This is a genomic window from Ruegeria arenilitoris (assembly GCF_013030265.1).
Taxonomy (GTDB): Bacteria; Pseudomonadota; Alphaproteobacteria; order Rhodobacterales; family Rhodobacteraceae; genus Ruegeria; species Ruegeria arenilitoris_E.
This window is the reverse complement of the sequence record NZ_WPZQ01000007.1, coordinates 162,876-188,940: the sequence shown is the minus strand read 5'-3', so window position 1 is coordinate 188,940 and position 26,065 is coordinate 162,876. Positions and strand designations below refer to the sequence as shown.

Sequence of the window (26,065 nt, the reverse complement as noted above, 5' to 3'; positions counted from 1 at the left end):
CGATCCAAGACGCGCGAAACCACACCAACTCCAGGAGGCTTCAATGCCCGTTCCCGCCCCCAATCTTTATCCTGATTTCAACACGATCCGCCTGAGCCATGTCTGCCTGAATGTCAGTGATCTGGCCGCATCGCGTAAGTTCTATTCCGAAGTTCTGGGCCTGCAGGTTTCAGACGAGAACGACACCCATGTATATCTGCGCGCCATGGAAGAGCGTGGTCATCATTGTGTGATCCTGCAGAAATCAGATCAACCGGGCACCGTCGAAGTCATGGGGTTCAAAACCTTCGATGAAGCGGACTTGGACCGGGCCGAAGCATACTTCAAAGCCAAGGGCCGTCAGACCGAATGGGTTGAGCGTCCTTATCAGGGGCGGACACTCCTGACCTCGGACAATATGGGAATCCCGCTGGAGTTCTATCACAAGATGGACCGGTTGGAGCCGATCCATCAGAAATACGCTCTCTATCGTGGGGTAAAGCCGCTGCGGATCGATCACTTCAACTGTTTCTCGACCAATGTCGACGACAGCGTCGCTTTCTACAGCGATTTCGGGTTCCGCGTAACCGAATACACCGAGGATGAAGACAGCAAACGACTTTGGGCCGCATGGATGCATCGCAAAGGTGGCGTTCACGACATGGCATTCACCAACGGAACGGGCCCGCGCATGCATCACGTGGCGTTCTGGGTACCGACGCCGCTCAATATCATTGATCTGCTCGATCTGATGTCCACGACCGGCTACGTCGACAATATCGAGCGCGGACCAGGGCGACATGGTATTTCGAACGCATTCTTCCTGTACATCCTCGACCCCGATGGTCACCGCATCGAAATCTATTGCTCGGATTACCAGACAGTCGATCCTGATCTGGAGCCGATCAAATGGGACCTGAAAGATCCACAGCGCCAAACCCTCTGGGGAGCCCCTGCCCCGCGCAGCTGGTTCGAGCACGGCACACCCTTTGTCGGTGTTGACGTGAAAGAGGCTGATCTTGCCGCCTCACCCATCATTGCGCCGTAGGGTACTGGAATGCTGGACCTGAAAGATCCCGGGCTGCTGCGTCAGGCAGCCCTTGTCGGCGATGACTGGATTGAGGCCGATGCCAAAAACGGCTTGGCCGTGACCAACCCGGCCACAGGCGATGTCATTGGATATGTTCCTAATCTGGAGGCTAAAGAGACACGCGCAGCCATCAAAGCGGCTCAAATCGCGCAAAAAAACTGGGCAAAGCGGACGGCCAAAGACCGTAGCCAGATCCTGCGTCGCTGGTTTGAGCTGATGATGGCGCATCAGGACGATCTGGGCGCGATCCTGACTGCTGAACAGGGCAAACCGCTGGCTGAAGCGAAAGGTGAGATTGCCTATGGCGCCTCCTTCATTGAATGGTTCGCCGAAGAAGCCAGGCGCGCCTATGGTGACGTGACGCCCGGCCATGCGCCGGACAAGCGGATCATCACGATTAAACAACCCATCGGTGTTGTTGCTGCAATCACACCATGGAACTTCCCCAACGCTATGATCACGCGCAAGGCAGGGCCAGCCTTTGCAGCGGGCTGTTCAATGGTGCTGAAACCCGCCAGCCAGACTCCATTCTCGGCAATTGCACTGGCAGTATTGGCTGGACGGGCGGGCCTGCCCACCGGTTTGTTCTCGGTCATCACAGGCTCAGCCCGCGACATCGGCGGCGAGATGACGTCGAACAAGATCGTGCAAAAACTGACCTTTACCGGGTCGACCGAGATCGGTGCGATGCTCTATGCGCAATGCGCGCCCACGATCAAGAAACTGGGTTTGGAACTGGGCGGCAACGCACCGTTCATCGTGTTCGACGATGCAGATCTGGATGCTGCCGTCGAAGGTGCTGTAATCGCCAAATTCCGCAACAACGGCCAGACCTGTGTCTGTGCCAATCGAATTTACGTGCAGTCCGGGGTTTATGACGCCTTTGCTGAAAAGCTCGCCGCCAAGGTCGCGACCCTGCCCACCGGAAACGGGTTTGACGAAGGTATCATCTTTGGTCCGTTGATCGACCAAGCCGCCGTAGACAAGGTGACCGAACATATTTCCAACGCTACATCAAAGGGCGCTCAGATCACGCTTGGTGGCAAACAGCATGCTCTTGGCGGCACATTCTTTGAACCCACCATTCTGACCGGCGTAACGCCGGATATGGCTGTGGCCAGTGAGGAAACGTTTGGCCCGGTCGCGCCACTATTCAGGTTCGACACCGAAGCCGAGGTCGTCGCGGCAGCTAATGATACCGAGTTTGGTTTGGCCTCGTATTTCTATTCGCGTGACATGGCCCGCGCCTGGCGCGTCTCTGAAGCGCTTGAGTATGGCATGGTTGGCATCAACACCGGATTGATCTCAACCGCCGAAGCACCCTTTGGCGGCGCTAAAATGTCCGGACTGGGCCGCGAGGGATCGCGCCATGGTCTGGATGACTTCATGGAACTCAAATACCTATGCATGGGCGGGATCGATGCCGCCGAGGAGGTCTGATGCGCTTTGCCACCTACACCGCCAACAGCGAAACCTACTTCGGTGCAATCACCGACGAGGGGGCAATTGCGTTGAATGACGCCTTCCCGGGTCACAGCAGTCTCTATGAAGTGATCGCCGCAGGTCAGTTCGACCAGCTGGCTAAAGTAGCAGAAGGAAAGCCGGTTACCCACACGGATTTCACCTATGAAATGGTAATGTCCGATGCCCGCCGTATCCTTTGCGTCGGGGTGAACTTTCCGGACCGAAATGCCGAATACAAAGATGGTAGTGAACAGCCAAAATACATGTCGCTGTTTCCACGCTTTGCCAGCGGCTTCACCGGCCATAACCGCCCTATGATCCGCCCGCCTGAGAACCACACTCTGGACTATGAGGGCGAAGTGGCCATCGTAATCGGCAAAGCTGGGCGGCGGATTTCGCAGGTAGATGCCTATGACCACATCGCTGCGCTGACATTGTGCAACGAGGGTACGATCCGTGACTGGGTGCGGCACGCCAAGTTCAACGTCACACAAGGCAAGAATTGGGACAACTCGGGCGCAATTGGCCCGTGGCTGGTGCCCTTCACCGATGCGGCGCAGCTAGATGACGCCCGCATTCAAACCCGTGTAAATGGTGAATTACGTCAGGACGACACGTTGAACCGCATGATGTTCCCGATCCGGCGCGAGATCGAGTACATCTCGACCTTCATGACGCTGCAACCTGGCGACATCATCGTCACCGGCACGCCCACAGGTGCCGGCGCGCGGTTTGACCCACCCAAATACCTTGCCCCGGGTGATGTCGTTGAAATCTCAGTCGATGGGATCGGTACATTGCGAAACACCGTTGAGGATGAACAGGTATGACACCCGAAGATCACGTCCGTGCCGCAGCAGATCTGCTGGAAGCCGAACGCACGGGTGAGCAGATCGGTTTGCTCACGCTGCGCCACCCCGAGATGGGAATGGACGACGCTTATAAGGTGCAGAACGCCATCTATCGCCAGAAACTGGCCGAAGGGCGCAAAGTGATCGGATGGAAGATCGGGCTTACCTCGAAGGCAATGCAATACGCGCTGAACATCGACATCCCCGACAGTGGCATACTGTTCGATAACATGGCGTTCGACAACGGTGATACGGTGCCAGCAGGCCGGTTCATTCAGCCCCGGATCGAGGCGGAAATCGCCTTTGTCATGAAGTCAGCCGTCGGTGGGGAAAACGTTTCGCGCGACGATATAGTTGCCGCAACAGACTATGTTGCACCCTCAATCGAAATCCTCGACACACGCATTCAGCGGGTAGACCCTGCAACAGGTAAATCCCGAACCGTCTTTGACACGATCAGTGACAATGCTGCCAACGCGGGCATCGTTTTGGGAACCGAACAACACGCCATCGATACGTTTGATTTGCGCTGGGTCGGGGCGCTGACGTTCCGAAATGGTGAGATTGAAGAGACCGGTTTGGGTGCAGGTGTACTCAACGATCCGGTTGAAAGCGTTGTCTGGCTGGCACGACGCATGGCGCAATACGGCCAAAGCATCGAACCCGGTCAGGTCATACTATCTGGCAGCTTCATTCGCCCCGTAGAATGCCCGTCAGGCACCGAGATTCACGCGGATTTCGGACCGTTCGGATCGGTCGATATCAACTTCGCCTGAAGGAGCGCCACACATGCCCGCGCCAAAGAATATGTTCAAAGCCGCTCTGAAAGCAGGTCAGCCTCAACTTGGATGCTGGATCGGGATGGCCAATGCCTATGCTGCTGAAATCGCATCGACCGCAGGGTTTGACTGGTTGTTGGTCGATGGAGAACACGCACCCAACGATCTACGCTCGATCCTTGACCAGGTGCGTGTGATCGAAGGTTCGGGCAGTGTGCCAGTCGCACGTCTGCCGGTCGGTGAGACCTGGATGATCAAACAGTATCTGGATGCAGGTGTTCAGAACATTCTGGTGCCGATGGTCGAAAGCGGCGAACAGGCCCGAGACCTGGTTCGGGCCGTGCAATATCCGCCACATGGCGTACGGGGTGTCGGGTCAGCACTTGCACGCGCATCAAACTTTGCTGCGATCCCGGACTATCTGAATACGGCCGACGAACAGATCTGCCTGCTGGTCCAGGTTGAAAACCGCGCTGGTCTGGACGCATTGGACGACATTCTGGCGACCGAAGTTGACGGAGTTTTCATCGGGCCATCAGATCTCGCAGCGGATATAGGACATATTGGTGAGGCCGGTCATCCGGACGTAACAAAGGCCGTTTTGGACGCGATACGCCGGATCGTTGCGTCGGGTAAAGCTGCCGGTATTCTGACGCTCGATCCAGTTTTGCAGCGTAAATGTCTGAATCTGGGTGCAACATTTGTGGCCACCAGCATTGATGTGACCTTGTTTGCCAATGCAATACGCAAGGCGGCGGATGACGCGCTTGCCCTATTGCCGAACCAAACTGCGTCTGGTTTCGCCCAGACCGGTTCGGCCAGCAAATATCTGCAGCAATTGTGCAAGCACTGGTCCCATAAGGCCGAAGCGTCGTTTGATGCGCATCAGGGCAGCGTGTCGTTCGCCGATGGCTATCGGGTCTCAATGACTGCCGACGACACCCATCTGAATATTCAGGCTGAAACCGGCCATCGGGGTGACATCACAAAATGGAAAGACGTGATTGAGAGCCATCTGATACGATTTGCCTTCCGCGAAGACTTCAAAATCAAATGGGCTGATTAGCGCAAGATTAGGCCAGAAAGGAACGATTGATTGGCACCCAATCCCGTTTACGCCATCGGAGATATCCATGGCCAGCTAGAGATGCTGCAGGAGGCATTGGTACGGATTGAACAGGACGGCGGAGCGGATGCCAGGATTGTCTTTCTGGGCGACTACACGGATCGCGGACCACAAAGCCGTGAGGTAATAGACTTGTTGCTGCGCGGACAAGCAGACGGTCGAAACTGGATCTTCCTGCGCGGCAATCACGATCAGATGTGTTCCATGTTCATGGAAAAATATCCTCGCAACGATGCCCGTTTATTGGTCGGATATCACTGGCTTCATCCCCGGATCGGAGGAATCGAAACGCTGAAATCCTATGGGGTGGACGTTGCTGAAGGCGACCGGATCTATCAGGTTCATTCCCAAGCCCGAAACGCTGTACCAAAAGCGCATTTGGAGTTTCTGGCAGGGCTGAAGACCTTTCATCAGGAAGATGGGGTTCTGTTTGTGCATGCCGGTATTCGACCCGGTATCGCACTGGATCAACAGGATCCCGACGACCTGATCTGGATCCGCGACGAGTTTCTGACCTACCGCGAGCCACACCCCCAAGTCGTCGTCCATGGTCATACCCATGTTGCCATGCCCGAACATCATGGCAACCGGATCAATCTGGATACGGGTGCGGGATACGGGAATGCGCTTACCGCCGCCGTGTTCGAAGGCAACCGGTGTTGGGTTCTGGATCAGGACGGCCGAAAACCACTCACCCGCTAGCCCGAAACTTAGGGGTACTCGATTGTCAGCGCATCCGATTCAGCAACGCTCTGACAGGTCAGGATTTCGCCGCGCGCGATCTCTTCGTCATCCAAGGCCATCTGCGCACGCATATGGACCTTGCCCTTTTTCAACCTCGCCTTGCAACTTCCGCAAACGCCCGACTGACAGCTATAGTCTGGACGCAAACCCGCAGCGAGGGCAGCTTCGAGCACGGTTTGATCCGCAGCAACCTGAACCGTATGCTCCTGACGGTCCAAAGTAATCGAAGCTGTTGCAGCGATACCTTTGACCGTTGTGTCAATGGCGCCTGCGCCACCAAAGCTTTCCAAGTGAATACGGTTGTCAGGCACGTCCATCGCCAACAATGCAGCTCGGGTTGCCTTGTTCATCTCCCCTGGTCCGCAGATCCAATATTGTACGTTCTGCGCGACTGGCGGTGTCTCATCGATCGCAGCCTCGATCGCCTCGGCATCTACCCGACCAGAGCGCCATGGTGAAAACCAGGTCCACATCGAAGGCGAGGACAGAATGTGCCGAACAGTGAAACGTTCAGGGTATTCTGCCGCCAGTGCATCAAGTTCTTCGTGAAAGATGATGCTCTTGTGGGATTTGTTGCCATAAATCAGATACGCAACCGAATAAGGTTCATCAGTCAGTACTGCATTGATCATCGCATATAGTGGGGTGATACCACTGCCTGCACCAAAGAAATAATGCGTGCGTCGTTTCAACGGTCCCGGTTCAAGAACAAACCGTCCATGCGGCCTCTGAGATTCAACGATATCGCCAACTGCCAGCCGATCAGCCACATAGTTTGAAACCACACCACCTTTGGTTCGTTTGACGGTAATACGCAAATTTTCACCCGGCGGGTTCGAGATCGTGTAACAGCGGCGATGCTCCTGCCCGTCGATCATGAACCGCAACGGCAGATGTTGCCCCGCCTGCCACTGAAACTGATCGTACGCCTCTTCCGGAACGGTCAGGATTACGCTTGTAGCGTCACCGCCAATTTCCTCACGAATGTCACTTACAGTCAGTTTGAAGAATGCGGCTGTCATGCAACGTATCCTGCACCTAACATCACCCAAAGGCCGCCCAGCACCGCGAGAATTGCGCCCCAGATCCAGTTGGGCGGTTCATATCCGGTAATCCACATGACCGCGTAGTCGACAGCAAACCAGGCGACAACCCACCCCGCCCACATGACAAGGCCGGCACCGCTCAGCATCAACCAGACAAAGCTGGCCAGAAAGATCAGGTTAGAAAGAAAAAACAGTATCATGGCTATCCCATCTAAAGTTCAAGACCGGCAACAAAGCCAGTTGATCAATCAGCCCGATGAACTCGCAGTGTTTCAGTTACCTCAAGACGCCTCTTGCGCCTTCATGAAATCCAGAATTGCCTGCTGATGGTTCGTAATCGGACTTTCGCCAACGGCGGAAGGCCCGATTTCCAGATACGGGCTATACAGGGATTTCTGCTGCTGTTCACAGGCATAGACATCCTCGGCGGTGAAATCACCCGACGCCATCGGATCGTTTTCATCAATGGTGTCATCGCCTTCGTATTTGGGTCCGCCAAAGCCCTTCCAGAACCCCCAGCTGCTCCATTGTTGCTTCTGGAATTCCCAGCCCGAGACGTTAGCCAACTTGCTCCGGTTCTGGATGCGCGTCAGATCGGGTGCCAGTGGGGTGATGATGAACAGATTCCAGCTTTCCTCACTTGCCCCTATTCCGATTCCGGGGAACAGCATTGGCACCCACGCCCCCGAGTGCGGTTTGGGGATGACGCGCGGAAACGGCAGGTTGTTTTCAAGATCTTCCGCATAGTCCGGCGCGGGAGGTTCCCAGAAATGATAATGCGGACCTTCCCAGCCATACTCGGCCTTGGCGTGATCATACATATACAACGTATTCGAATGCAGATGGCTCAGGTGATAGACATCAATATAGTTCTCGACGACGATCTTCCAGTTCGCCCTGATCTCATACGAGCTGGCTGAATCTGGATATTCAACTAATTCTTCCGGTTTGTGAGGTCCGAGATACGGGTCAACCGCGCCAAACCATTCTGCCAGAGATGGCGGATCCGGGTCCGGATGTACGAACAGCATTCCCCGCCAGATATCGACACTCGCCGGTTTCAGACCAAAACACTTCTTGTCAACACCGTTCGGGAACTCTCTGGCCTCATCTGGCACCGAAATCAGGTTGCCTTCCAGGTCATATGTCCAGTCGTGATAGGGGCAGGTCAGAGCCTTTTGTGTCTTGCCCACCGCGCGGATCAACTGAGTGCCGCGATGGCGGCAAATGTTGTGAAACGCGCGCAAACGACGATCCCGCCCCATCACGATAAAGATATTGTTCAGGCCCGCCTGCACCGAGATATAATGCCCGGGCTCAGGAACGTCCTCGGCCAGCCCGGCAAAGCGCCATGTCCGCGAGAAAATCAGGCGTTGTTCTTCATCAAACCAATCCTTTGAGGTGTATGCCTCAACCGGCAGACGGTGGTACATTCGGGTCATTTAATGGCTCCTCAGCCAAGATCGATGACATGTGTTTTGATATGCCAAAGCTCTATCTTTGGGGTTCTAGACTGCTTGTCAGCAAAAGGGCCGCGCTTTTCAGCTCGTCACGCCATGCCTCTGGTGGTTTCAGGGGTGACAGAGAGTCAAATGATACAAAAATCGAAGATACACCCTGCGCCACAGCGCGAACGCGCTCGGCATCTGCATCGGGGCATGTTCGTTTCAATGTCTCTTCCAGCACTGCCAAAAACCGCACCATGGTCTCCAGTAGTGGTTGAGCAAGGGAGGGGTAATCCCCAACGGATGCTGTCAAAGATTGCCAAACGGTCATCAGTCGTGGATCGATAGCACCATCGCTGGCGAACAGGACTTCGACCAACTGATCGCTGGTTTCAATGTACTGCAATACCTGATCCAGCTCTCCCGTCAGTGCATTGAATGTCCCGACCACATGCTCATTAAGCGCCTCAATCATTTGATCTCGATTGCCCAGATAGTGACGCAGCAAAGGGCGCTTTACTCCAGCCTCTTCCGCAATTCTTTCTTGCGTGGCACCTTCAAGCCCAAAACGTGCAACACACGTCATATACGCGTTCAGAATTTCCTCGGAACGTTGTGTTTTCAAACTTGGTCGCGGCATCGAAATTCCATCATTTGTCAGAGTTATACATAGTTGGTCACAGTAAATTGTCAACGTTGACGATAATCAGTATTGTTTCAGAAGAACCTGAATTCAGGCACGTGTTCATGCCGCACAGCCATCACCAAAGTTCAATAGGTCACCAAGTTCTCAGAAAACAAACAACTCCAATGACTACAAGAACCTGAGTTCTGCAGTCAGAACGGACCACGTCAGCAGAAGCAACAAATAAAGATACGATGTGACTGGATCCGCAGCTGCCTTCAGAAGGTGCAACCAGGACAGAACCCATCACGACAAACCAGATCTGCAGTCCTTGCGGTTTATCAAAAAGGCCCGCAAGAAATGCGGGCCTTTTGAGTACTTAGCAACCAGATCCGTCCTGACGGAACGGACTAGTTTGGCTCATTCAGATTGGCCAGATACCGGCCATATGCATTCTTTTTGAACATCTCAGCGCGTTTTGCGATGTCATCCGCGCTGATCCATCCCTGACTGAAGGCGATTTCCTCGAGACAGCCGGTCTGCAAACCCTGTCGCTGCTCAAGTGTGCGAACGAAATTGCTGGCATCCAGCAAACTGGCATGAGTGCCCGTATCGAGCCAGGCATAACCACGCCCCATCCGCTTAACGGTCAACTTACCAGCCTCCAGATACATCTCGAGCAAAGTGGTGATCTCAAGCTCGCCCCGCTCGGACGGCTTCACTTCGCGCGCAAGCTTTGGCGCATCGCCATCCAGGAAATACAGTCCTGTCACCGCATAGTTCGATGGGGGCACTTCCGGCTTTTCAATGATCTCCACGGCCGAGCCGTTCTCGTCAAAGCTGACGACACCATACCGCTCGGGATCGGTCACGTGATAGCCAAACACCGTGCCACCGTCTTGCTGGCCGTCAGCCTCTGCCAGAATATCCGGCAATCCGTGACCAAAAAAGACGTTGTCGCCCAGTACCAGAGCCGAGGGCGCACCATCCAGAAAATCCTCTGCCAGCAGATACGCCTGCGCCAGACCATCAGGCGATGGCTGTACGATATATGTCAGAGAAACGCCCCACTGACTGCCATCCCCCAGCGTCCGCTTGAACTGTTCCTGATCCTGAGGCGTGGTGATTAACGCAATCTCGCGAATGCCAGCCAGCATCAGCACCGAAATCGGATAATAGATCATGGGCTTGTCATAGAGCGGCAAAAGCTGCTTTGAGATGCCCATCGTGATCGGATACAGCCGTGTTCCGGAACCACCGGCCAGAATAATACCTTTGCGATCTGTCACGTTTCGCTCCTTGAGGCTAATCGGATTTTTGAGAAGGCGCTCATGAAATCTCACCCTTCTGCCGCAGTTGTCCAACAATGGTCTGTGTTGCATCGCGCCAATCCGGGCGTGGCACGCCAAACACGGCCTCAGTCGTACTGCAGTCCATGCGCGAATTCATCGGGCGGGTGGCAGGCGTCGGATAATCCGCCGTCGGAATCCCGGTGACATCAACGGTGCGACCGGCAATGCTGAAAATCTCGCTGGCGAAATCCTTCCAGCTGACATCGGGTGCGCCGGAGAAATGGTAGATCCCGCTCTTGCCGGAATCTTCACATAGCTGCTCGGCAATCGCCAGGCAGGCCCGGGCAATGGCGCGAGCTGGCGTTGGTCCACCGATCTGGTCATCCACAATCGACAACGCATCGCGCGTCTCCGAAAGCCGCAACATGGTTTTGAGGAAATTGTTGCCATGTCCCGAGAACACCCAGGACGTACGCAAAATGGCATATGTAGCGCCCGAAGCGGCGATACCTTTCTCCCCTGCCAATTTGGACCGGCCATACGCATTCTGCGGGTCCACTGGGTCGGTCGGAAACCACGGGGTCTCACCCTGTCCGTCAAAGACATAATCGGTAGAAATATGTACCAGCGGACAACCAAGCGCGGCGGCTGCACGCGCCATGGCGACAGGTGCCTCGCCATTGATGACATGAGCGAGTGCGTCTTCTTCTTCGGCCTTGTCCACGGCAGTATAGGCAGCCGCGTTTATCACTGCGCGCGGCGTGTGTTGGCGGATTGCCGCTTCACAAGCCTCGGGGTCTGACAGATCGACAGCAGATCTGGGTAGGAATACAGCGTCGGGCGCCAACGAAGTCAGTTCATGGGCAACCTGTCCGGTTTTGCCGAATACGAGGAGCGGAGCAGCCATCAGCCGTGCCCCAACCTTGTGCCAACGCCTTCGCGATCCAGGAGCGGGCGCCACCAGTCCTCGTTTGCCAGATACCAATCGATGGTACGCTCAAGACCTTCCTCGACAGTAACCGATGGGCGCCAGCCTAGCTCGGTGCGAATACGATCGGGATCAATCGCATAACGGGCATCGTGACCCGGGCGATCGGTCACAAAGGTGATCAGCTTCTCATAAGGTTCAGAACCCGGGCGCTTTTGATCCAGCAGCCGACAGATCGTTTCTATCAGCTCGATGTTGGATCGTTCGTTTTCACCACCGATATTGTAGCTACGACCAAGCTTGCCTTTTTCCAGAACGCACAACAGCGCGTCGGCGTGGTCTTCGACATAAAGCCAGTCACGAACGTTCAACCCCTGACCGTAAACCGGTATCTCTTTGCCGGAAATGGCATTGAGGATCACTTTCGGCACCAGCTTTTCGGGGAAATGGTAAGGACCGTAGTTGTTGGAGCAGTTGGTCAGAACCACTGGCAGACCGTAAGTCTCATGCCAGGCGCGAACCAGATGATCGGATGATGCTTTTGATGCCGAATATGGGCTGCGCGGATCATACGGGGTTTCTTCGGTGAACATTCCATCTTCACCAAGCGAGCCATAGACCTCATCCGTCGAGATATGATGGAAGCGGAAATCGTCTCGGCGCCCCTGCCCCACCCAATAGCTGCGCGCAGCCTCGAGCATGTTATAGGTGCCGGTCACATTGGTTTCGATGAAATCGCCCGGACCATCAATAGAACGGTCAACATGACTTTCAGCGGCGAGGTGCATCACAGCATCAGGGTTGTGCTTTGCAAAAACCCGATCCAAATCAGCCCGGTTTCTGATGTCGGCCTGTTCAAAATAATAAAGCGGGCTGTCCGCTACTGGCGCTACATTCTCGAGGCGCCCGGCATAAGTCAGTGCATCAAGATTGATAACCTCATGGCCCCTGCTGATGGCCAAACGCACAACAGCTGAACCGATGAAACCTGCGCCGCCGGTGATCAGTAGCTTCATGTTCATTCCTCGTATTCAAATGGGCTGTCAAAGTCTTTCAGCAAAGTCGCATCCTTGTCCTTTTGAGACAGAACAGCATCAGCCGTCAGACCCCAGTCGATCCCGATATCAGGATCGTCAAAACGAACGGACCCGTCACATTCCGGCGCATAATAATCTGTGCATTTATAGACGATTTCGGTATCAGGTTCGCGCGTGACAAAACCGTGCAGGAAACCTTCGGGTATCAGCAACTGCCTGCCGTTTTCACTGCTGAGTTCAACCCCGATCCACTTGCCATAGGTCGGGCTCCCCTTACGGACATCGACAGCAACGTCGAACAACCGGCCACGACCGCAGCGGACCAGTTTGGCCTGCGCATGTGGAGGTGACTGAAAATGCAGCCCCCGCACAGTATTCACTGTCGCTGAAAGTGAATGGTTATCCTGCACAAAATCGATGTCGATTCCTTCAGCGAGTAGCGTCTTGCGGTTCCAGCTTTCTGAGAAAAAGCCGCGCTCATCGCCAAAACGGGCGGGTTCTAACAACAGAACTCCGGGCAACTCGGTTTGTGTAACTTTCACAGGACCCTCCACTTCGGGTGCAATACATTAAATTTGCTCGTAAAAACCCTCTTATACCTGCAAGAAAGAAGGCTTCGACTATCGTTCTTTATCCGGATGACTGACGCCTGTTACAACGTCCATGATGCGCGCCCAGCTGTATCACTTTGATATCACTTTTAGTCAATCTCCACTCTGGCCGCGAGTCTGTGGGTGACCTCGGCAGTGGCTATACCTCCGGCATCCAAGACGCAAAGTTGGTCGGCTGTTACAACACATGTTAGAAGATGCGCAACCGTGATTGTCAAATGATCCCATCGAGTGATTGCGGCGAAACAACACCTGCATAACGTCGAAGAAAAGCAAGTTCCCTCATCTGCATCAGCGAGAAAATGCCCTTTGTCAGCAAAGACATGGGCACAGTGCAGCGAACCTACCGGCAGAGATGGCACCTCTGGCGTATGGAAGTGAGATGCGACACCCATTGCCATCTGAGACAAGCTGAAGTCTGCCGATTGCAGACTGTCACCAATCAACTCCTAGCTGTACTGTCGCCTCGTTCCAAGCTGACATTCTGCGCTGCGGATCAGTGCTTAGTGGGTCTTCCGAAGTACGATTTCCGGATCAACAAACACAGTCTGCGATGCTCTGCCCGGATTGGTCAGGCGGTGCTCAAGCAAGGCAATGGTTTCATCGACTGATGCGTTAATGGGATTGCGAACCGTGGTCAGGCACATTTGCGGCCAGCTTGCCATCGACACATCGTCAAACCCGACCACTGAAATATCGCCGGGGATATCAAGACCGTTGTCTTGTGTTGCGGACAACGCCCCAAAAGCCGTCGCATCATTGGCGCAAATCAATGCGTCAATTCTAGGCGCTCTCTTTAGAATTTCCGATGCCGATTGGTAACCACCTTCAACGGTGTAGTCTCCCTGCACCTCAGCCTCCAGTTCCAGACCAGCTTCTTCCAGAGCACTCACAACTCCATTCCGCCGCTCACCCGAAGAATAAAAGTCCTGAGGACCTGCGATAAACCCAAATCGCCGACGCCCATTTTCCAGCAACATTCGCGTCATCATCATCGTGCCTTCGGCATTCCGGCAACAAACGTTATCGACACCGGGCGCATCGATGGGGCGGCCTGAGGATATCATCGGAATACCCAGCTTGGTGCATTGCCCAACCATCTCGGCAGACATGCTGCCACCTCTGACAATCAGGGCGTCCAGCGGATACCGCAATACATCTTCGATCGCAGATCTGGAGTTATTGTCGCTGCCATCAATGAGAATGGGCCAGCGCTTCATTCCGTTGAGCTTTCCCACGAGCCGGCTGACGAAAGCAGTGTCATAAGCGCTGCGCATATTGCCTACGAATATGGCAACCAGTCGCGACCGACCACCCTGCAACCCTGCAGCCAGTGCATTGGGCTGATATCCAAGCTCTGCCGCGACAGCATGTATCCGCTTTCGTTTCTGCGCATCGACATAAGCGCCTGGCGTAAAGGCACGAGAAACCGCGGATCGCGATACGCCAACCATGTCGGCCACTGTTTGTGCCGTCACGCGACGGTGTTTTGGGCTGTCTTCGTTCATATTCAACGTCTCATCGAGGCACGGTGAATTTGTCAAGATTCTCAAACAAAAGCTTCACAAGACTGTCACGCTAACCGGCTATGTGAACGCGTGTGCACATCTGGTGCGCATTCGACCAGAGATGCGGCTGCCGCATTTCTGCAAACACTGCTGCAACGGGGTCTTTTCCCTTACATTCTGGGGATGTTCTGCATCCTCACCGACGCCCTGTATTGGGCGCGAAAACCGGAGTACCGAGATGCTTAACATGAAGTTCAGCACCACCGCCGCCGCCTTTGCCTTGATGGCAGGCACCGCCTTCGCCGAAACCGAAATCACCTGGTGGCATGCAATGGGCGGCCAGCTGGGAGAGACCGTCAACAAGATCGCCGAGGATTTCAACGCCTCGCAGGACGAATACAGGATCACCCCCGTATACAAAGGCAGCTATGAAGAGACGTTGACTGCTGGCATCGCCGCCTTCCGCGCGGGCGAGCAGCCCAACATCATGCAGGTATTTGACGCCGGTGCTGCCACCGTGATCGGCGCAAAGGGTGCAACCATTCCGGTTCAGGACCTGCTGGCCAGCAACGGCGTTGAGTTCGACATCAACGACTATATCGCCGGCGTTCGCTACTTCTATGCCGACAGCGACGGCAAGATGATCGGCATGCCGTTCAACTCGTCGACGCCCATCATGTACTATAATGTTGACGCGCTAGAAAAAGCAGGCGTCACACCGCCAAAGACATGGGAAGAGTTCCAGTCCACCACAGCACCTGCCCTGAAAGATGCGGGCTACATCGCACTCAGCCAGTCGCACCTGCCGTGGATCTTCACCGAGAACTTCATGTCGCGCCACGACCTGCCGTTTGCGACGAACAACAACGGCTATGACGGCAACGACACCCAGATCCTGGTGAACAACGACGCGATCAAAGCGCACTTCACTGCCGTGACCGAATGGAAAGAAAACGGTCTGTTCGAATGGTATGGCACCGGCTGGGGTGACAACGCCAAGCCGTTCGAAGAAGGCAAAGTTGCCATGTGGCTGGGCTCGTCCGGTTCCTTTGGCGGACTGCTGCAGAAAGACCTGCCATTTGAGTTCAGCGCGACCGAGCTGCCTTATTGGGAAGCTGTCACAACCGAGCCAACCCAGACCTTCATTGGTGGTGCTGCCCTTTTCGCCATGTCGGGCAAGTCGGATGAAGAAAACAAAGCAGCCGCCGAATTCTTCCGTTTCCTGACCTCGCCTGAGACTCAGTATTTCTGGCATCAGGAAACCGGTTACGTTCCGATCACCGAAGCCGCATACGAAGCGGCCAAGAAAGACGGCCACTACGACCGCTTCCCAGCCGCCGAAGTAGGTGTAAACCAGCTGCAGGCCAAAGCCGGTGACAACACCAAGGGTTACCGCATGGGCTTCTATGTCCAGATCAGGGACATCATGAACCGCGAATATGGTCGTATCCTGACCGGTGAAACTGATGTGGAAACCGCGTTCAAGACCATCGAAGCCGAAGCCAACGTACTGTTGGCCCGCTTCTCCAAGACCCAGAGCTAAACTCTGGATCACCCCCAGGATGGTCACGCTGTCACGGCGTGGCCATCTCTCTTTTTCGCAATGGACCACTCATGAAACGCGCGGGCTTCGAAAATATCTGGCTTCCTGTGGCGCTGCTGCTGCCTCAGTTGATGATCATCGCCATCTTCTTTTACTGGCCCGCTGGCTGGGCACTGCAATCCTCTTTCTTTCTCCAGGACCCGTTCGGGTTCGGATCGACCTTTGTCGGCGCCGAAAACTACACCTCCCTCTTGGGCAACGATCAGTACAAACGCGTCGCTGGGTTTACGATCATCTACTCGGTACTGGTCACGTTCTTCTCGCTGGCCATCGCCCTGTTGCTGGCGGTAAAAGCCGACAAGGTAATCCGGGGCGCCAAGACCTATCGCACGCTGCTGATGTGGGTTTATGCGATTGCGCCACCTGTCGCAGGGTTTCTGGGCATCTTGTTCTTTGACCAAAGCACAGGCCCCATGACCAAGTTTTTTCAGATGTTCGGCTGGGATTTCAAACTGGGCGTGGACTACAATGCCACTGCAACGGCAATGATCATCGTCGCCGTCTGGAAGCAAATCCCGGTCAACTTCATCTTTTTCCTGTCTGGCCTGCAATCCATTCCGCGTTCAGTGCGCGAGGCTGCCATGATCGACAACCGATCGGCCACCGGGCGTTTCTGGGAGGTGACCTTCCCTCTGCTGGCGCCAACTGCGTTCTTCCTGCTGATCATCAACATCACTTACGCGCTGTTCGACACGTTCGGCATCATTGACGCGCTGATGAAGGGTGAACCGGGCAACAACCCGATGACGCTGGTCTACAAGGTCTATCTCGACGGATTCCGAGGCAATGACCTTGGCGGATCATCGGCACAATCCGTGGTTCTGATGGTGCTTGTTCTGATCCTGACTGTCTTTCAGTTCCGGCTGGTTGAACGCCGGATTCACTACACTTGAGAGGGCTCACAATGGCTGACACAACCCTTGAAACACCTGTCACTGTTCATCGCCCTCGCCGGATCAAATGGGAGGCGATCGGAGATCACACCATTCTGATCCTTGGCGCTTTGTTGATGATGCTACCGCCCCTTCTGGCCCTGACCACGGCCAGCCACGATGCGGTCACCATTCACCGCGAGGGCCTGCAACTGACATTGGGTGACGATCTGGGCAAGAACTTCAACGCCGCCATGTTCGAAAAGGGCGGCTTTACCCAGACGGTCGATGGCACACTTATGCTGATGAACTCGTTCATTCTGGGCATCGGCTTTGCAGTAGGCAAAATCGTGATTTCGATGATGGCCGCCTATGCCATCGTCTACTTCCGCCTCCGCTTTGCGACACTGGCCTTCTGGGTGATCTTCACCACTCTGCTGCTGCCGCTTGAGGTGCGCATCCTGCCCTCTTACGAAGCAATCCAGAAGCTGGGCCTGACGAACACTTACACCGGATTGATCGTCCCTCTGATCGCGTCGGCAACCGGTACGTTCTTTTTCCGGCAATTCTTCATGTCCGTCCCCGAAGAACTGGCCGAGGCCGCCCGGATCGACGGCGCGGGTCCGTGGAAGTTCTTTATCGACATCCTCGTGCCCCTCAGCCGGACCATGATCGCGGCAATCTTCATCATCATGTTCGTCTTTGGCTGGAACCAGTATCTGTGGCCGACGCTGATCACCACGGATGAAAGCTTCTTCACGCTGGTCCGCGGCATCAAGCAGATCGTTCTGTCCTACACCGACAGTCAAATCCCCGAACACGGGCAGGCTTTGGCGTTGGCCATCGTTGCGATGATCCCTCCGGTGGCGATCGTCGTCTTCTTCCAAAACTGGTTCGTCAAGGGCCTCACAGAATCCGATAAATAAGGAATACGCGCATGGCTCAGGTTTCATTAGAGGGCATCCGCAAGGTCTATCCCAACGGCTTTCAGGCGGTTGAGACTACCAGCTTCACCATTCAGGATGGCGAGTTCGTCGTTCTGGTCGGCCCGTCGGGCTGCGGCAAGTCCACCTTGCTGCGCATGATCGCGGGCTTGGAGGATATTACCGAAGGGACGCTGAAAATCGGCGACCGGGTGGTCAATGATGTGGACCCCGCAGATCGGGACATTGCAATGGTGTTCCAGAACTACGCTTTGTATCCGCATATGACGGTCCGCAAGAACATAGGATACGGGCTGAAGAACCGCGGCACATCGACAAGCGAGATCGACGCTAAGGTACAGGACGCGGCGAAGATGCTGAACCTGACCGAATATCTGGACCGCAAACCGGCGCAATTGTCGGGCGGCCAGCGTCAGCGCGTCGCCATGGGTCGGGCAGTGGTCCGCGACCCGTCCCTGTTCCTGTTCGATGAACCCTTGTCCAACCTCGATGCCAAGCTGCGCAACCAGATGCGGATCGAGATCAAGGCTCTGCAACGCCGCCTTGGAACCACGGCCGTCTACGTCACCCATGATCAGGTCGAAGCGATGACTATGGCCGACCGCATCATCGTTCTGAACGCTGGGCGGATCGAGCAAATCGGCACGCCATCCGAGATCTATCACAACCCGGCCTCGACCTTTGTTGCCTCGTTCATGGGTGCGCCACCCATGAACCTGATCGACGCGCAAGTGGAACAGGGTCAGGTAAAAATCAACGGGTACGAAGGGCTGATGCCTGCCTCGGCCTCCAACACAGGTCCGGTTACACTGGGCATTCGCCCCGAGGACGTGGTGCTTGACGAGCAAGGTGCGGTTCCTTTCCGGGTCGACATCCTTGAGGAGCTCGGAGCCCACCGGCTGTTGCATGGTGATCTGGGCGGTCAGTCCTTCACCGTCCTCATAGGCAAGGACCATGCGGCTGAAATCGGTGAGACCCGGGTCCGTCTGAAACCCGACGCCCTGCGTCTGTTTGATGTTGAATCGGGAAAAGTTCTTTGATCACAACCACGGTAAGCGCGCTGCCGGCGATCACACCGGAACAGCACGAACGGATTTTGACATCACCTCGAACGGCTGAGGCACATCGTGCACTGCTGTCCGATCTGCCGGCCATGAGTGCTTTGCAAACGGGGGGCGAGGCATCATCCAAGCAACTGCCCGGCAATTTCACTGTGGCGGCCTGGAATGTCGAACGTTGCCTGTTCCCGGAAGAAACAGCCGCTCACCTCAGCAACATCGCCCCGGATGTAGTTTTGCTCTCCGAGGTCGATCACGGCATGGCAAGAACAGGTCAACGGCACACGACCGAAGCCATGGCTTCCGCTTTGGATATGGCCTACGCCTTTGGCGTCGAATTCCATGAACTGGATTTGGGCGGACCGACAGAACGTGCATTCTGTTCCGACAATTTCAATGTGCTTGGATGGCACGGCAATGCAATCCTGTCCTCTGCGCCTTTCGAGCGCACAGCGTTGATCCGCCTCGATGATCATGGACACTGGTATGCTGCAGATGCAGGCGCTGCCGACCCCGATCAACCCCGGGTCGGGGGTCGCATGGCTATCGCAGCCGTCATTCCGACAGCCAATGGACCCGTGTGTTTCGTTTCCACCCATCTGGAAAGCAATGCTGCAGCTGCGCACCGCCATGAACAGTTCTTGACCCTGTTGAATGCTCTCGACCAGTTTGCACCAGATATGCCAATCCTGATTGGCGGCGATCTGAACACCGGCAATCACCTGCCGCCCGATTTTGACTGGCGGCATGAGACATTGTTCGAACTGGCTGAACAGCGCGGTTACAATTGGGGTTTTACCGCCGATGGGCCGACAACCCGGCCCAGTCTGATCACCCCGCACCCGGACCGGGTCATGAAGCTCGACTGGATCGCAGGCCGTGATCTGACTTGTGTGGATAAGGGCGCTCTGTCTTCGCTCGACCAGAACGGAAAACCTCTGTCAGACCACGATTGCGTCTGGAGCAAGGTTACGGTTGCGGATCACCAAGCGCCTAATAAATCCTGACAGAACAAAGATCTGAAAGATCAGATCACAGGCAGGGCTTGGCGCCGATATGATTTAATACTATTATATGAGATATGAAAAACGTCAGTATCTCACTTACGGATCACCACGCTGCAGAAATTGATGCGTGCATTGCCACGGGCGACTATGCGTCTGTTTCTGAGGTTGTGCGCACCGCTTTGCGCGAATTCTTGTCGCGTGGGATGGTCCCGGATGCCCGCCAGATCGATCATGACATCGCCGAATATCTGGAAAGTCAGAGGAATGGTGAAAGACTGTTGAGCGCAGATGCAGCGAAACGGGATATTCTGGGCGCTCTGATCAGTGACACCTAACAAACTTGTTTTCACAGCAAGGGCCAACACCGATATCAAACGTCGCGCGCGTTATCTGATGAGTGAGCGTGGTCAGGCATTTGCCACAGCCTGGGTAGATGCACTTTTTAACTGGCTTGAAAAAATTGCCGAAGGGGGTGCGCTCATTGGAACCGCGCATCCGGTGCAATCGCAAATTCGGACTTTCGGCTACAAGCGTCAGGCGACAATTCTTGCTGAATTTGCCCAAGGCGAAATGCGGATTATCCGCATCTACTTTCCCGGGCAGGATTGGTCTCGGTAGCTGAAACCATCACATCCGGTTTCCAAACCGTCGTCAGATTTCTGGACCAATTGGAGCAGCAATCACTCCTTTCCCGACCGCCACTCCTTCCAGATCAGATAGCTGTTTGCCGCAAGCGATCCGAACGGCTCCGGCGGCAATCGGGGCGGCATCGGCTGAGCAAGGAAATGATCCGCGATCTGTGATCCGTCCTGCAAAATTAGTTCCGCGACCCCGATCCCTTGCAGCGTGCCGCGGGCAATGCCCAAACCGTTCTGACAGCACGCGGAAAACACACCTGAGTCCAGCTCTCCGAAAGCCGCTGATCCATTTCGGCTCAGACACAGCATTCCGGCCCAGCGGTGCTCCATCCTGACATCCGCGAGCTGAGGAAACCTCTCGCTGAACTTGCGATCATGGACCCAGCCGGCATTGCGCAAACGCATATTGGTCGTTTCCTGCGTCGGATGAAAACTCGAACAGCTACGGATCAAAATTCGGTCACCATAGCTGCCGGAAACACGGCGTACTGATGTTCCCATCGGATCTGCAGGCGTGGCGGCCCAACGTGGCTGACCACCCAACCTGTTGATCTGTTCAAACGTCAGCGATTGGGTCAGCGAGGCATAAAGGCAGATGTGCATCAAACGTCGTTGATAGAAACCGAAACTTTCCAGATGACCATTGTTGGTCAGAATAATCCGACCTGTTGAAACACGGGCATTTGGCGTTTCAACCAACCAGCCCGGACCTTCCCTTTGAAAACCCGTAACCGGAGAGTTTTCAAACAACTCAACCTTCTGCGCCAACTGCACTGACAAGGCCCTGATGTAGGCGGCAGGCTGAATCATCACGGTACCGGGCGCAAACAGTCCTGATCGATAGTGCGTGCTGCCTGTGATCTCCTGCATCTCACGATGGTCATAAAGCGTATGCGACTCACCCAGCCGGTCAAGATAGGCTGCAAATTCGCGGTTGTGCCTGTCCCCTGCCCGCGTCGCTGCAGCATTGATCTTTCCACAGGGATCAAACATCTCATCCGTCAACGCGCATTCATCAGCAACCTGCGTCGCAAAAGCGATGGCCTGCCGGTTCAATGCGATGGTGTGCTTGTCGTCCTCAAGCGTTGATCCCGCGTAGTTATCCGAACTCAGATCATGAGGCAGATCAATCATGAACCCCGAGTTCCGCCCGGCTGATCCTTCAGCAAACCGACCAGCCTCGAGAACAACAACCCTCAGCGTTGGATCAAGCTGGTGCAGACGCCGGGCAGCGGTAAGGCCAGCAAACCCACCACCTATAATCGTGATATCGGCAGAGATGTTATGCTCAAGCTTTGGGAAAAACGTCTGTGACGGCAGAATGGCATTCCACCCTGAGGCACCAATCTGCCGAGGCAAACGTTTCACACTGTACTGAGTCAAAGGTCCGCCTTTTCCGATTTACACAACCCGAAGATCACTACCTTTATACTCGGCAGCGTCATAGCTGAAACCACGTGGAAAATTCTGCTACAGAATGTCTGACCAACGCTTGGATAATGTCAGATCAGCTCAGCAATTGACTTCCATTCTGCCACACACTCTGCAGATTCTGATCAGCACCAATATGCAAAATGTTCGCTTCAGCACCCGGAGAGAGACGACCCAAATGCTCCTGCCGAACCAAATCTGCAGGGATACGACTGGCCATTTCAACAGCTGTCTCAAATGAGGCATCGGTTAGTTGGGCAACGTTCTTCACCGCATCCAACAACTCGAGATGCGCCCCGGCCAACGTACCATCAGCGAGGGTCAGCCGGTTTTCGCTGCGCAATATTTCCCTGCTATTGAGCATGAAGCTGGCGATGTCTGAACCCGCCGTCGCCATGGCGTCACTGACCAGAAACACGCGACCCGGTCCATTCTTTGCGCGGATGGCATTGCGCATTGAGGCCGGATGAACATGAATCTTGTCAGCGATCAGACCAGCGGACAATTCACCCAAAGCAAGTGCCGCCCCAACAGTGCCCGGCTCACGATTGCCCATCTGACTTTGCGCGTTGAACAGATGCGTCACGCAACGCGCGCCAGCCTCAGCTGCGGCACGACAATCCTCATAACTCGCATCAGTGTGGCCCAACGACACCACGATCCCAGCCTCTGACAAGGTTCTGATCTGGTCATCTGAGACGCTCTCGGGTGCAATAGTCACCTTCAGAACCGGCAGCTTCTGTGCAGCTGCAAGCAGCCGTTCTAGATCCGTTTGCTCCATTGGCCGGATCAGATTGGCTTCATGTGCCCCTTTTCGCGATCTGGACAGATGCGGACCTTCGAGGTGGAGGCCAATGACACCTGGCACCCCATTTTCTATAGCTTCGATGGCAGCCGCAATTGCCTGTTCCGTAATCTCGGGCGTATCGGTGATTAGTGTCGGCAGGATCGAAGTGGCACCGATCCGCGCATGCGCCTCAGCCATACGGCGCAGCGTCTCAACATCCGGCGCATTGTTGAACATCAATCCACCGCCGCCGTTGACCTGAAGGTCAACGAAACCCGGGATCAGCACACCTCCGTCGAGCTCGATAACTTCGACACCAGCCCTAAGATCAGCTTTCGGCACAATGGACTCGATGCGGCCAGCGTCATGCAGCAAAGCATGATCCCGCACGATACCTTCAGGCGTCAGTATGTCTGCACCGACTACGGCACTCGGCTGCTGGCTCATACGGTTTCAGTCACCTTGTTCAAATGGCGCGGGGTATCTGGATCAATACCCCGGGATGCTGCAAACGCCTCTACCATGGAATAGAATGACACGATAAGGCTCAGCGGGTCGGCAAGTGCATGATCCGTCCGCACATGATCCACTCTGAGCGCCCGTTTCACCTTGTCAGTTGTCGCAAACACCCGCGCACCTTTGGCGCTGATCGCATCCGCCACTTCGGCCAGAGCATTTTCAGCGGCATCTGCTGCCGCAAAGCTCAGAACCGGAAACCCCTCCTGAACGATGGAAACCGGTCCGTGCAGCACCTCGGCAGAAGAATAGCTTTCTGCATGCAACTGACAGGTTTCCTTGAACTTCAAAGCCGCCTCATGTGACACGGCCAGAGCCTGCCCGCGTCCCAGAGTAAACAACGATGGATGCGCTCCGATTGCCTCTCTGACTTCGGGCCAGTCAATCCTGGCTGCCGCTTCCAACTGCTTTGGCAGTGCCCGAATGGCCGCGAGCAGCTTGTCGTCCCTGCTCCACTCTGCCAGCAACCATAGGCCGGCAACAGCAGATGTCACAAAGGTCTTGGTTGCAGCAACGCTCAACTCAGGTCCTGCGTGAATATCAATCGGGTGCGCACTGGCCTCTGCCAATGGAGAGGTTGCATCATTTGTCAGCGCGACAGTTAACGCCCCATCGCGTCCGGCATTACGTGCCATGGCCAGGATATCCGGGCTTTTTCCGGATTGTGAGACTGACAGGCACAAGCCGTGCTGCAACTTCAGAACGGAATCATAGATCGATGCAATGGATGGCCCGACTGACGCGACCGGAACCCCCAGCACAATTTCGGAAGCGTATTTAAGGTAGGTACACACGTGATCAGAAGAACCTCGCGCAACCGTCACAATGAAGGTTGGATCAAGCTCTCGCGCAACATTGGCGACGGCCGCGATATCGCTCTGACCCTGAACCAACAGCCGCTCAACGGCCTGAGGTATCTCATCGATTTCCCGACGCATTCGGGTGATCTGTTGCTGCATGCTGTTTCCTAGCTATTGGCCAAGCGCAGTTCCGCCACAAAGTCATAGGCATCGCCGCGATATATGGATCGGGTAAACTCAACGACCCGGCGGTTCGACAGGTATGAGGTGCGTACAATGCGCAATCCAGCCGCTCCCGGTTCAACACCCAAAAGGGCGGCGTCGTCGTCTTCGAGATTGATGGCTGAAATCCTCTGCAATGCGCGAACCGGACGATTTCCATCGCGCTCCAGAACTTCATAGAGCGAAGATTCAACCAGTTGAGGTTTTGGCAAAATATCGATCGGTAATGAGGCGCGTTCGATCGCCATCGGTCGGTCGTTGGCGCGGCGCAGGCGGGAGATCCGCGCAACCGCTTCGCCCGAAGACAGAGCAAGCGCCATCACCTCTTCAGGAGAAGGAGTGTGCACACCCCGCTCCAGCCATTCGCTGGAGGAATCCAGCCCGCGCCGGGTCATGTCTTCGGTAAACGACGTCAGCCGGGAAAGGGATTGCTCAACCTTCGGTGTGCCGTCGGCAACAAAGCTCCCCGATCCCTGACGCTGAATGATAATGCCTCTGTCCACCAGATCCTGCATCGCACGGCGAACCGTAACGCGCGACAGGCCGGTCAGATTGGCAATTTCCCGTTCTGCAGGCAAAGGTGCACTCTCGCCCAGCAGACCCGTTTCGATGCTTTCTTCGATCCGCTTGCGCAGGCGCACATATCTTGGACCGGTGGCGTCTTGCATCCAGTCGTCGGATTTGAGGAAGTTCTCGATGGTATCTGCCATCACTCTGCCTCCACTTTCGCTCGCTCGGCCAACCGACCCGCCAGTAACAGGGCTCCATCGACTGCGGTCCCTTTGGGTTTTGCTAAGGCCTCGCGCATTTCTGACGGCAGATAATCTGCATAATGTGGCGCCACGCCACCTACTGCGCAGATGGGTTCGTCTTTGGCGCACCCCAGTGCGTGCAACCCAGCCACCAGATAATCCGCACCGCTTTGCATGATCTCCACCGCGACCTGATCTGCATCCTTCGCCGCTGAAATGATCATGGGTGCGAACTCGGCAAATTCAGCGGGGCGCGCAACCCCTGAGAACTTGACGATTTCCGCCGGATCATCACTGAACCTTTTGCTGATGCCTCGGGTCAGCGGGCTGTGCGGCGCAATTGCGTCCATTGCCAGCAAGACGCGCCGAACAAGTTGCAGGCCCAACCAGTTTCCCGATGCCTCGTCTCCGATCAACGGCCCATAGCCACCGATGAATCTGATCTCACCATTACATTGACGCGCCAAAAATGAACCGGTCCCAACGCCAAGCAATGACCCATTCATTGTCCCCAGCGCACCCACGACAGCTGATCTGCGGTCATCTTCAACCTCAACAATCCGCGATGGCAGCCGGTCAGCAACTTCTGAAGCCACTGTCGCATCAGTGACGCCGGCCAGCCCGGCATAAACCGGAATGTCCGGCAGCGCGGAATGCGGAAGCCCAGCCCGCTCGATCAATGCACCCAGACCATCCACCAACGTCTGCACGGCTGCTTCACGATCCGAGAAAACATTGGCGCTACCAAGCATTACCTCAATCCGCCCCGCAGGCGAAGTCATGGCAAAACGGCAGCGCGTGCCGCCGCCATCAATTGCAATGAGATATGGGAAGGACTCATCCATATAGATACCTTTACAATACCTATTGTATGAAAAAAAGACCTTTGCCACATTTATCTTGCTATTTT

27 protein-coding genes are annotated in these 26,065 nt (G+C 55.3%); 13 read left to right on the top strand and 14 right to left on the bottom strand.

Annotation, left to right across the window (positions count from 1 at the left end; all coding sequences use genetic code 11):
* The first annotated feature begins 43 nt into the window (after positions 1 to 43).
* The 6 genes from hpaD to GOX61_RS14205 are packed head-to-tail and all read left to right on the top strand — an operon-like array spanning position 44 to position 5,991.
* Positions 44 to 1,027: a 3,4-dihydroxyphenylacetate 2,3-dioxygenase gene (hpaD, locus tag GOX61_RS14230; protein ID WP_170334715.1), complete on the top strand. Its 984-nt coding sequence runs from the start codon at positions 44 to 46 to the stop codon at positions 1,025 to 1,027.
* 9 nt (positions 1,028 to 1,036) lie between these two features.
* Positions 1,037 to 2,509, top strand: a complete 1,473-nt coding sequence (locus tag GOX61_RS14225) for an NAD-dependent succinate-semialdehyde dehydrogenase (protein ID WP_217353865.1) — start codon at positions 1,037 to 1,039, stop codon at positions 2,507 to 2,509.
* Positions 2,509 to 3,363, top strand: coding sequence for a fumarylacetoacetate hydrolase family protein (locus GOX61_RS14220; RefSeq protein ID WP_170334713.1), 855 nt, complete (start codon positions 2,509 to 2,511; stop codon positions 3,361 to 3,363). The genes GOX61_RS14225 and GOX61_RS14220 overlap by 1 nt, the downstream gene beginning before the upstream one ends.
* Positions 3,360 to 4,160, top strand: coding sequence for a 2-oxo-hept-4-ene-1,7-dioate hydratase (hpaH, locus tag GOX61_RS14215; RefSeq protein WP_170334711.1), 801 nt, complete (start codon positions 3,360 to 3,362; stop codon positions 4,158 to 4,160). Before GOX61_RS14220 ends, hpaH begins: the two co-directional genes overlap by 4 nt.
* 13 nt (positions 4,161 to 4,173) lie before the next feature.
* Positions 4,174 to 5,229 carry an aldolase/citrate lyase family protein gene (locus GOX61_RS14210; RefSeq protein ID WP_170334709.1) on the top strand — a complete coding sequence of 352 codons (1,056 nt, stop codon included), beginning with the start codon at positions 4,174 to 4,176 and terminating at the stop codon, positions 5,227 to 5,229.
* A 30-nt stretch (positions 5,230 to 5,259) separates the two neighbouring features.
* Entirely contained in the window at positions 5,260 to 5,991 is a 732-nt protein-coding gene (locus GOX61_RS14205) for a metallophosphoesterase family protein (protein ID WP_302478297.1), read from the top strand.
* A gap of 8 nt (positions 5,992 to 5,999) precedes the next feature.
* On the opposite strand, the gene GOX61_RS14200 is transcribed toward GOX61_RS14205, so the two are convergent.
* The 9 genes from GOX61_RS14200 to GOX61_RS14160 all read right to left on the bottom strand — a co-directional run bounded on the left by GOX61_RS14200 (position 6,000) and on the right by GOX61_RS14160 (position 14,525).
* Positions 6,000 to 7,055 carry a ferredoxin--NADP reductase gene (locus GOX61_RS14200; RefSeq protein ID WP_170334707.1) on the bottom strand — a complete coding sequence of 352 codons (1,056 nt, stop codon included), beginning with the start codon at positions 7,053 to 7,055 and terminating at the stop codon, positions 6,000 to 6,002.
* Positions 7,052 to 7,279 carry a hypothetical protein gene (locus tag GOX61_RS14195; protein WP_155149491.1) on the bottom strand — a complete coding sequence of 76 codons (228 nt, stop codon included), beginning with the start codon at positions 7,277 to 7,279 and terminating at the stop codon, positions 7,052 to 7,054. Before GOX61_RS14195 ends, GOX61_RS14200 begins: the two co-directional genes overlap by 4 nt.
* 81 nt (positions 7,280 to 7,360) lie before the next feature.
* Positions 7,361 to 8,521, bottom strand: coding sequence for an aromatic ring-hydroxylating oxygenase subunit alpha (locus GOX61_RS14190; RefSeq protein ID WP_170334705.1), 1,161 nt, complete (start codon positions 8,519 to 8,521; stop codon positions 7,361 to 7,363).
* Positions 8,522 to 8,573: 52 nt separating this feature from the next.
* Positions 8,574 to 9,149: a TetR/AcrR family transcriptional regulator gene (locus GOX61_RS14185; RefSeq protein WP_170334703.1), complete on the bottom strand. Its 576-nt coding sequence runs from the start codon at positions 9,147 to 9,149 to the stop codon at positions 8,574 to 8,576.
* Positions 9,150 to 9,559: 410 nt separating this feature from the next.
* On the bottom strand, positions 9,560 to 10,438 hold the full coding sequence (gene rfbA / locus GOX61_RS14180) for a glucose-1-phosphate thymidylyltransferase RfbA (protein WP_170334701.1): 879 nt from the start codon (positions 10,436 to 10,438) through the stop codon (positions 9,560 to 9,562).
* A 40-nt stretch (positions 10,439 to 10,478) separates the two neighbouring features.
* Positions 10,479 to 11,348, bottom strand: coding sequence for a dTDP-4-dehydrorhamnose reductase (gene rfbD, locus GOX61_RS14175; protein ID WP_170334699.1), 870 nt, complete (start codon positions 11,346 to 11,348; stop codon positions 10,479 to 10,481).
* Positions 11,348 to 12,385, bottom strand: coding sequence for a dTDP-glucose 4,6-dehydratase (gene rfbB / locus GOX61_RS14170; protein ID WP_170334697.1), 1,038 nt, complete (start codon positions 12,383 to 12,385; stop codon positions 11,348 to 11,350). Before rfbB ends, rfbD begins: the two co-directional genes overlap by 1 nt.
* A gap of 2 nt (positions 12,386 to 12,387) precedes the next feature.
* Positions 12,388 to 12,948 carry a dTDP-4-dehydrorhamnose 3,5-epimerase gene (rfbC, locus tag GOX61_RS14165; protein ID WP_170334694.1) on the bottom strand — a complete coding sequence of 187 codons (561 nt, stop codon included), beginning with the start codon at positions 12,946 to 12,948 and terminating at the stop codon, positions 12,388 to 12,390.
* Positions 12,949 to 13,520: 572 nt separating this feature from the next.
* Positions 13,521 to 14,525: a LacI family DNA-binding transcriptional regulator gene (locus GOX61_RS14160; RefSeq protein ID WP_170334692.1), complete on the bottom strand. Its 1,005-nt coding sequence runs from the start codon at positions 14,523 to 14,525 to the stop codon at positions 13,521 to 13,523.
* 247 nt (positions 14,526 to 14,772) lie between these two features.
* On the opposite strand from GOX61_RS14160, the gene GOX61_RS14155 reads away from it, so the two are divergent.
* The 7 genes from GOX61_RS14155 to GOX61_RS14125 all read left to right on the top strand — a co-directional run bounded on the left by GOX61_RS14155 (position 14,773) and on the right by GOX61_RS14125 (position 20,627).
* Positions 14,773 to 16,068, top strand: coding sequence for an extracellular solute-binding protein (locus GOX61_RS14155; protein WP_170334690.1), 1,296 nt, complete (start codon positions 14,773 to 14,775; stop codon positions 16,066 to 16,068).
* Positions 16,069 to 16,139: 71 nt separating this feature from the next.
* A complete protein-coding gene (locus tag GOX61_RS14150) occupies positions 16,140 to 17,021 on the top strand; it encodes an ABC transporter permease subunit (RefSeq protein WP_170334688.1) in 882 nt (293 codons plus the stop codon).
* An 11-nt stretch (positions 17,022 to 17,032) separates the two neighbouring features.
* Positions 17,033 to 17,926 (top strand): ABC transporter permease subunit, encoded by an 894-nt coding sequence (locus GOX61_RS14145; protein WP_170334686.1) that lies wholly within the window; start codon positions 17,033 to 17,035, stop codon positions 17,924 to 17,926.
* An 11-nt stretch (positions 17,927 to 17,937) separates the two neighbouring features.
* On the top strand, positions 17,938 to 18,984 hold the full coding sequence (locus GOX61_RS14140) for an ABC transporter ATP-binding protein (protein ID WP_170334684.1): 1,047 nt from the start codon (positions 17,938 to 17,940) through the stop codon (positions 18,982 to 18,984).
* Positions 18,981 to 20,009 (top strand): endonuclease/exonuclease/phosphatase family protein, encoded by a 1,029-nt coding sequence (locus GOX61_RS14135; RefSeq protein ID WP_217353863.1) that lies wholly within the window; start codon positions 18,981 to 18,983, stop codon positions 20,007 to 20,009. The genes GOX61_RS14140 and GOX61_RS14135 overlap by 4 nt, the downstream gene beginning before the upstream one ends.
* A 74-nt stretch (positions 20,010 to 20,083) precedes the next feature.
* Positions 20,084 to 20,344: a ribbon-helix-helix domain-containing protein gene (locus GOX61_RS14130; protein ID WP_170334682.1), complete on the top strand. Its 261-nt coding sequence runs from the start codon at positions 20,084 to 20,086 to the stop codon at positions 20,342 to 20,344.
* Positions 20,334 to 20,627 (top strand): hypothetical protein, encoded by a 294-nt coding sequence (locus GOX61_RS14125; RefSeq protein WP_170334680.1) that lies wholly within the window; start codon positions 20,334 to 20,336, stop codon positions 20,625 to 20,627. Before GOX61_RS14130 ends, GOX61_RS14125 begins: the two co-directional genes overlap by 11 nt.
* A 62-nt stretch (positions 20,628 to 20,689) precedes the next feature.
* Here GOX61_RS14125 and GOX61_RS14120 read toward each other — a convergent pair whose 3' ends face one another.
* The 5 genes from GOX61_RS14120 to GOX61_RS14100 all read right to left on the bottom strand — a co-directional run bounded on the left by GOX61_RS14120 (position 20,690) and on the right by GOX61_RS14100 (position 26,000).
* Positions 20,690 to 22,015, bottom strand: a complete 1,326-nt coding sequence (locus GOX61_RS14120) for an NAD(P)/FAD-dependent oxidoreductase (protein WP_367646967.1) — start codon at positions 22,013 to 22,015, stop codon at positions 20,690 to 20,692.
* A gap of 139 nt (positions 22,016 to 22,154) precedes the next feature.
* A complete protein-coding gene (gene nagA / locus GOX61_RS14115; protein WP_170334676.1) occupies positions 22,155 to 23,312 on the bottom strand; it encodes an N-acetylglucosamine-6-phosphate deacetylase in 1,158 nt (385 codons plus the stop codon).
* Positions 23,309 to 24,340, bottom strand: a complete 1,032-nt coding sequence (locus GOX61_RS14110) for an SIS domain-containing protein (protein ID WP_170334673.1) — start codon at positions 24,338 to 24,340, stop codon at positions 23,309 to 23,311. Before GOX61_RS14110 ends, nagA begins: the two co-directional genes overlap by 4 nt.
* A gap of 8 nt (positions 24,341 to 24,348) precedes the next feature.
* Positions 24,349 to 25,113, bottom strand: coding sequence for a GntR family transcriptional regulator (locus GOX61_RS14105; protein ID WP_170334671.1), 765 nt, complete (start codon positions 25,111 to 25,113; stop codon positions 24,349 to 24,351).
* Positions 25,113 to 26,000, bottom strand: coding sequence for a BadF/BadG/BcrA/BcrD ATPase family protein (locus GOX61_RS14100; protein WP_170334669.1), 888 nt, complete (start codon positions 25,998 to 26,000; stop codon positions 25,113 to 25,115). The genes GOX61_RS14105 and GOX61_RS14100 overlap by 1 nt, the downstream gene beginning before the upstream one ends.
* Positions 26,001 to 26,065 lie beyond the last annotated feature (65 nt).

What these genes read in the sequence shown, in the direction of transcription:
- hpaD (WP_170334715.1), top strand. Translation starts at nt 44, where the DNA reads ATGCCCGTTCCCGCCCCCAATCTTTATCCTGATTTCAACACGATCCGC.
- GOX61_RS14225 (WP_217353865.1), top strand. Translation starts at nt 1,037, where the DNA reads ATGCTGGACCTGAAAGATCCCGGGCTGCTGCGTCAGGCAGCCCTTGTC.
- GOX61_RS14220 (WP_170334713.1), top strand. Translation starts at nt 2,509, where the DNA reads ATGCGCTTTGCCACCTACACCGCCAACAGCGAAACCTACTTCGGTGCA.
- hpaH (WP_170334711.1), top strand. Translation starts at nt 3,360, where the DNA reads ATGACACCCGAAGATCACGTCCGTGCCGCAGCAGATCTGCTGGAAGCC.
- GOX61_RS14210 (WP_170334709.1), top strand. Translation starts at nt 4,174, where the DNA reads ATGCCCGCGCCAAAGAATATGTTCAAAGCCGCTCTGAAAGCAGGTCAG.
- GOX61_RS14200 (WP_170334707.1), bottom strand. Translation starts at nt 7,055, where the DNA reads ATGACAGCCGCATTCTTCAAACTGACTGTAAGTGACATTCGTGAGGAA.
- GOX61_RS14195 (WP_155149491.1), bottom strand. Translation starts at nt 7,279, where the DNA reads ATGATACTGTTTTTTCTTTCTAACCTGATCTTTCTGGCCAGCTTTGTC.
- GOX61_RS14190 (WP_170334705.1), bottom strand. Translation starts at nt 8,521, where the DNA reads ATGACCCGAATGTACCACCGTCTGCCGGTTGAGGCATACACCTCAAAG.
- rfbD (WP_170334699.1), bottom strand. Translation starts at nt 11,348, where the DNA reads ATGGCTGCTCCGCTCCTCGTATTCGGCAAAACCGGACAGGTTGCCCAT.
- rfbB (WP_170334697.1), bottom strand. Translation starts at nt 12,385, where the DNA reads ATGAAGCTACTGATCACCGGCGGCGCAGGTTTCATCGGTTCAGCTGTT.
- GOX61_RS14160 (WP_170334692.1), bottom strand. Translation starts at nt 14,525, where the DNA reads ATGAACGAAGACAGCCCAAAACACCGTCGCGTGACGGCACAAACAGTG.
- GOX61_RS14155 (WP_170334690.1), top strand. Translation starts at nt 14,773, where the DNA reads ATGAAGTTCAGCACCACCGCCGCCGCCTTTGCCTTGATGGCAGGCACC.
- GOX61_RS14150 (WP_170334688.1), top strand. Translation starts at nt 16,140, where the DNA reads ATGAAACGCGCGGGCTTCGAAAATATCTGGCTTCCTGTGGCGCTGCTG.
- GOX61_RS14145 (WP_170334686.1), top strand. Translation starts at nt 17,033, where the DNA reads ATGGCTGACACAACCCTTGAAACACCTGTCACTGTTCATCGCCCTCGC.
- GOX61_RS14140 (WP_170334684.1), top strand. Translation starts at nt 17,938, where the DNA reads ATGGCTCAGGTTTCATTAGAGGGCATCCGCAAGGTCTATCCCAACGGC.
- GOX61_RS14130 (WP_170334682.1), top strand. Translation starts at nt 20,084, where the DNA reads ATGAAAAACGTCAGTATCTCACTTACGGATCACCACGCTGCAGAAATT.
- nagA (WP_170334676.1), bottom strand. Translation starts at nt 23,312, where the DNA reads ATGAGCCAGCAGCCGAGTGCCGTAGTCGGTGCAGACATACTGACGCCT.
- GOX61_RS14110 (WP_170334673.1), bottom strand. Translation starts at nt 24,340, where the DNA reads ATGCAGCAACAGATCACCCGAATGCGTCGGGAAATCGATGAGATACCT.
- GOX61_RS14105 (WP_170334671.1), bottom strand. Translation starts at nt 25,113, where the DNA reads ATGGCAGATACCATCGAGAACTTCCTCAAATCCGACGACTGGATGCAA.
- GOX61_RS14100 (WP_170334669.1), bottom strand. Translation starts at nt 26,000, where the DNA reads ATGGATGAGTCCTTCCCATATCTCATTGCAATTGATGGCGGCGGCACG.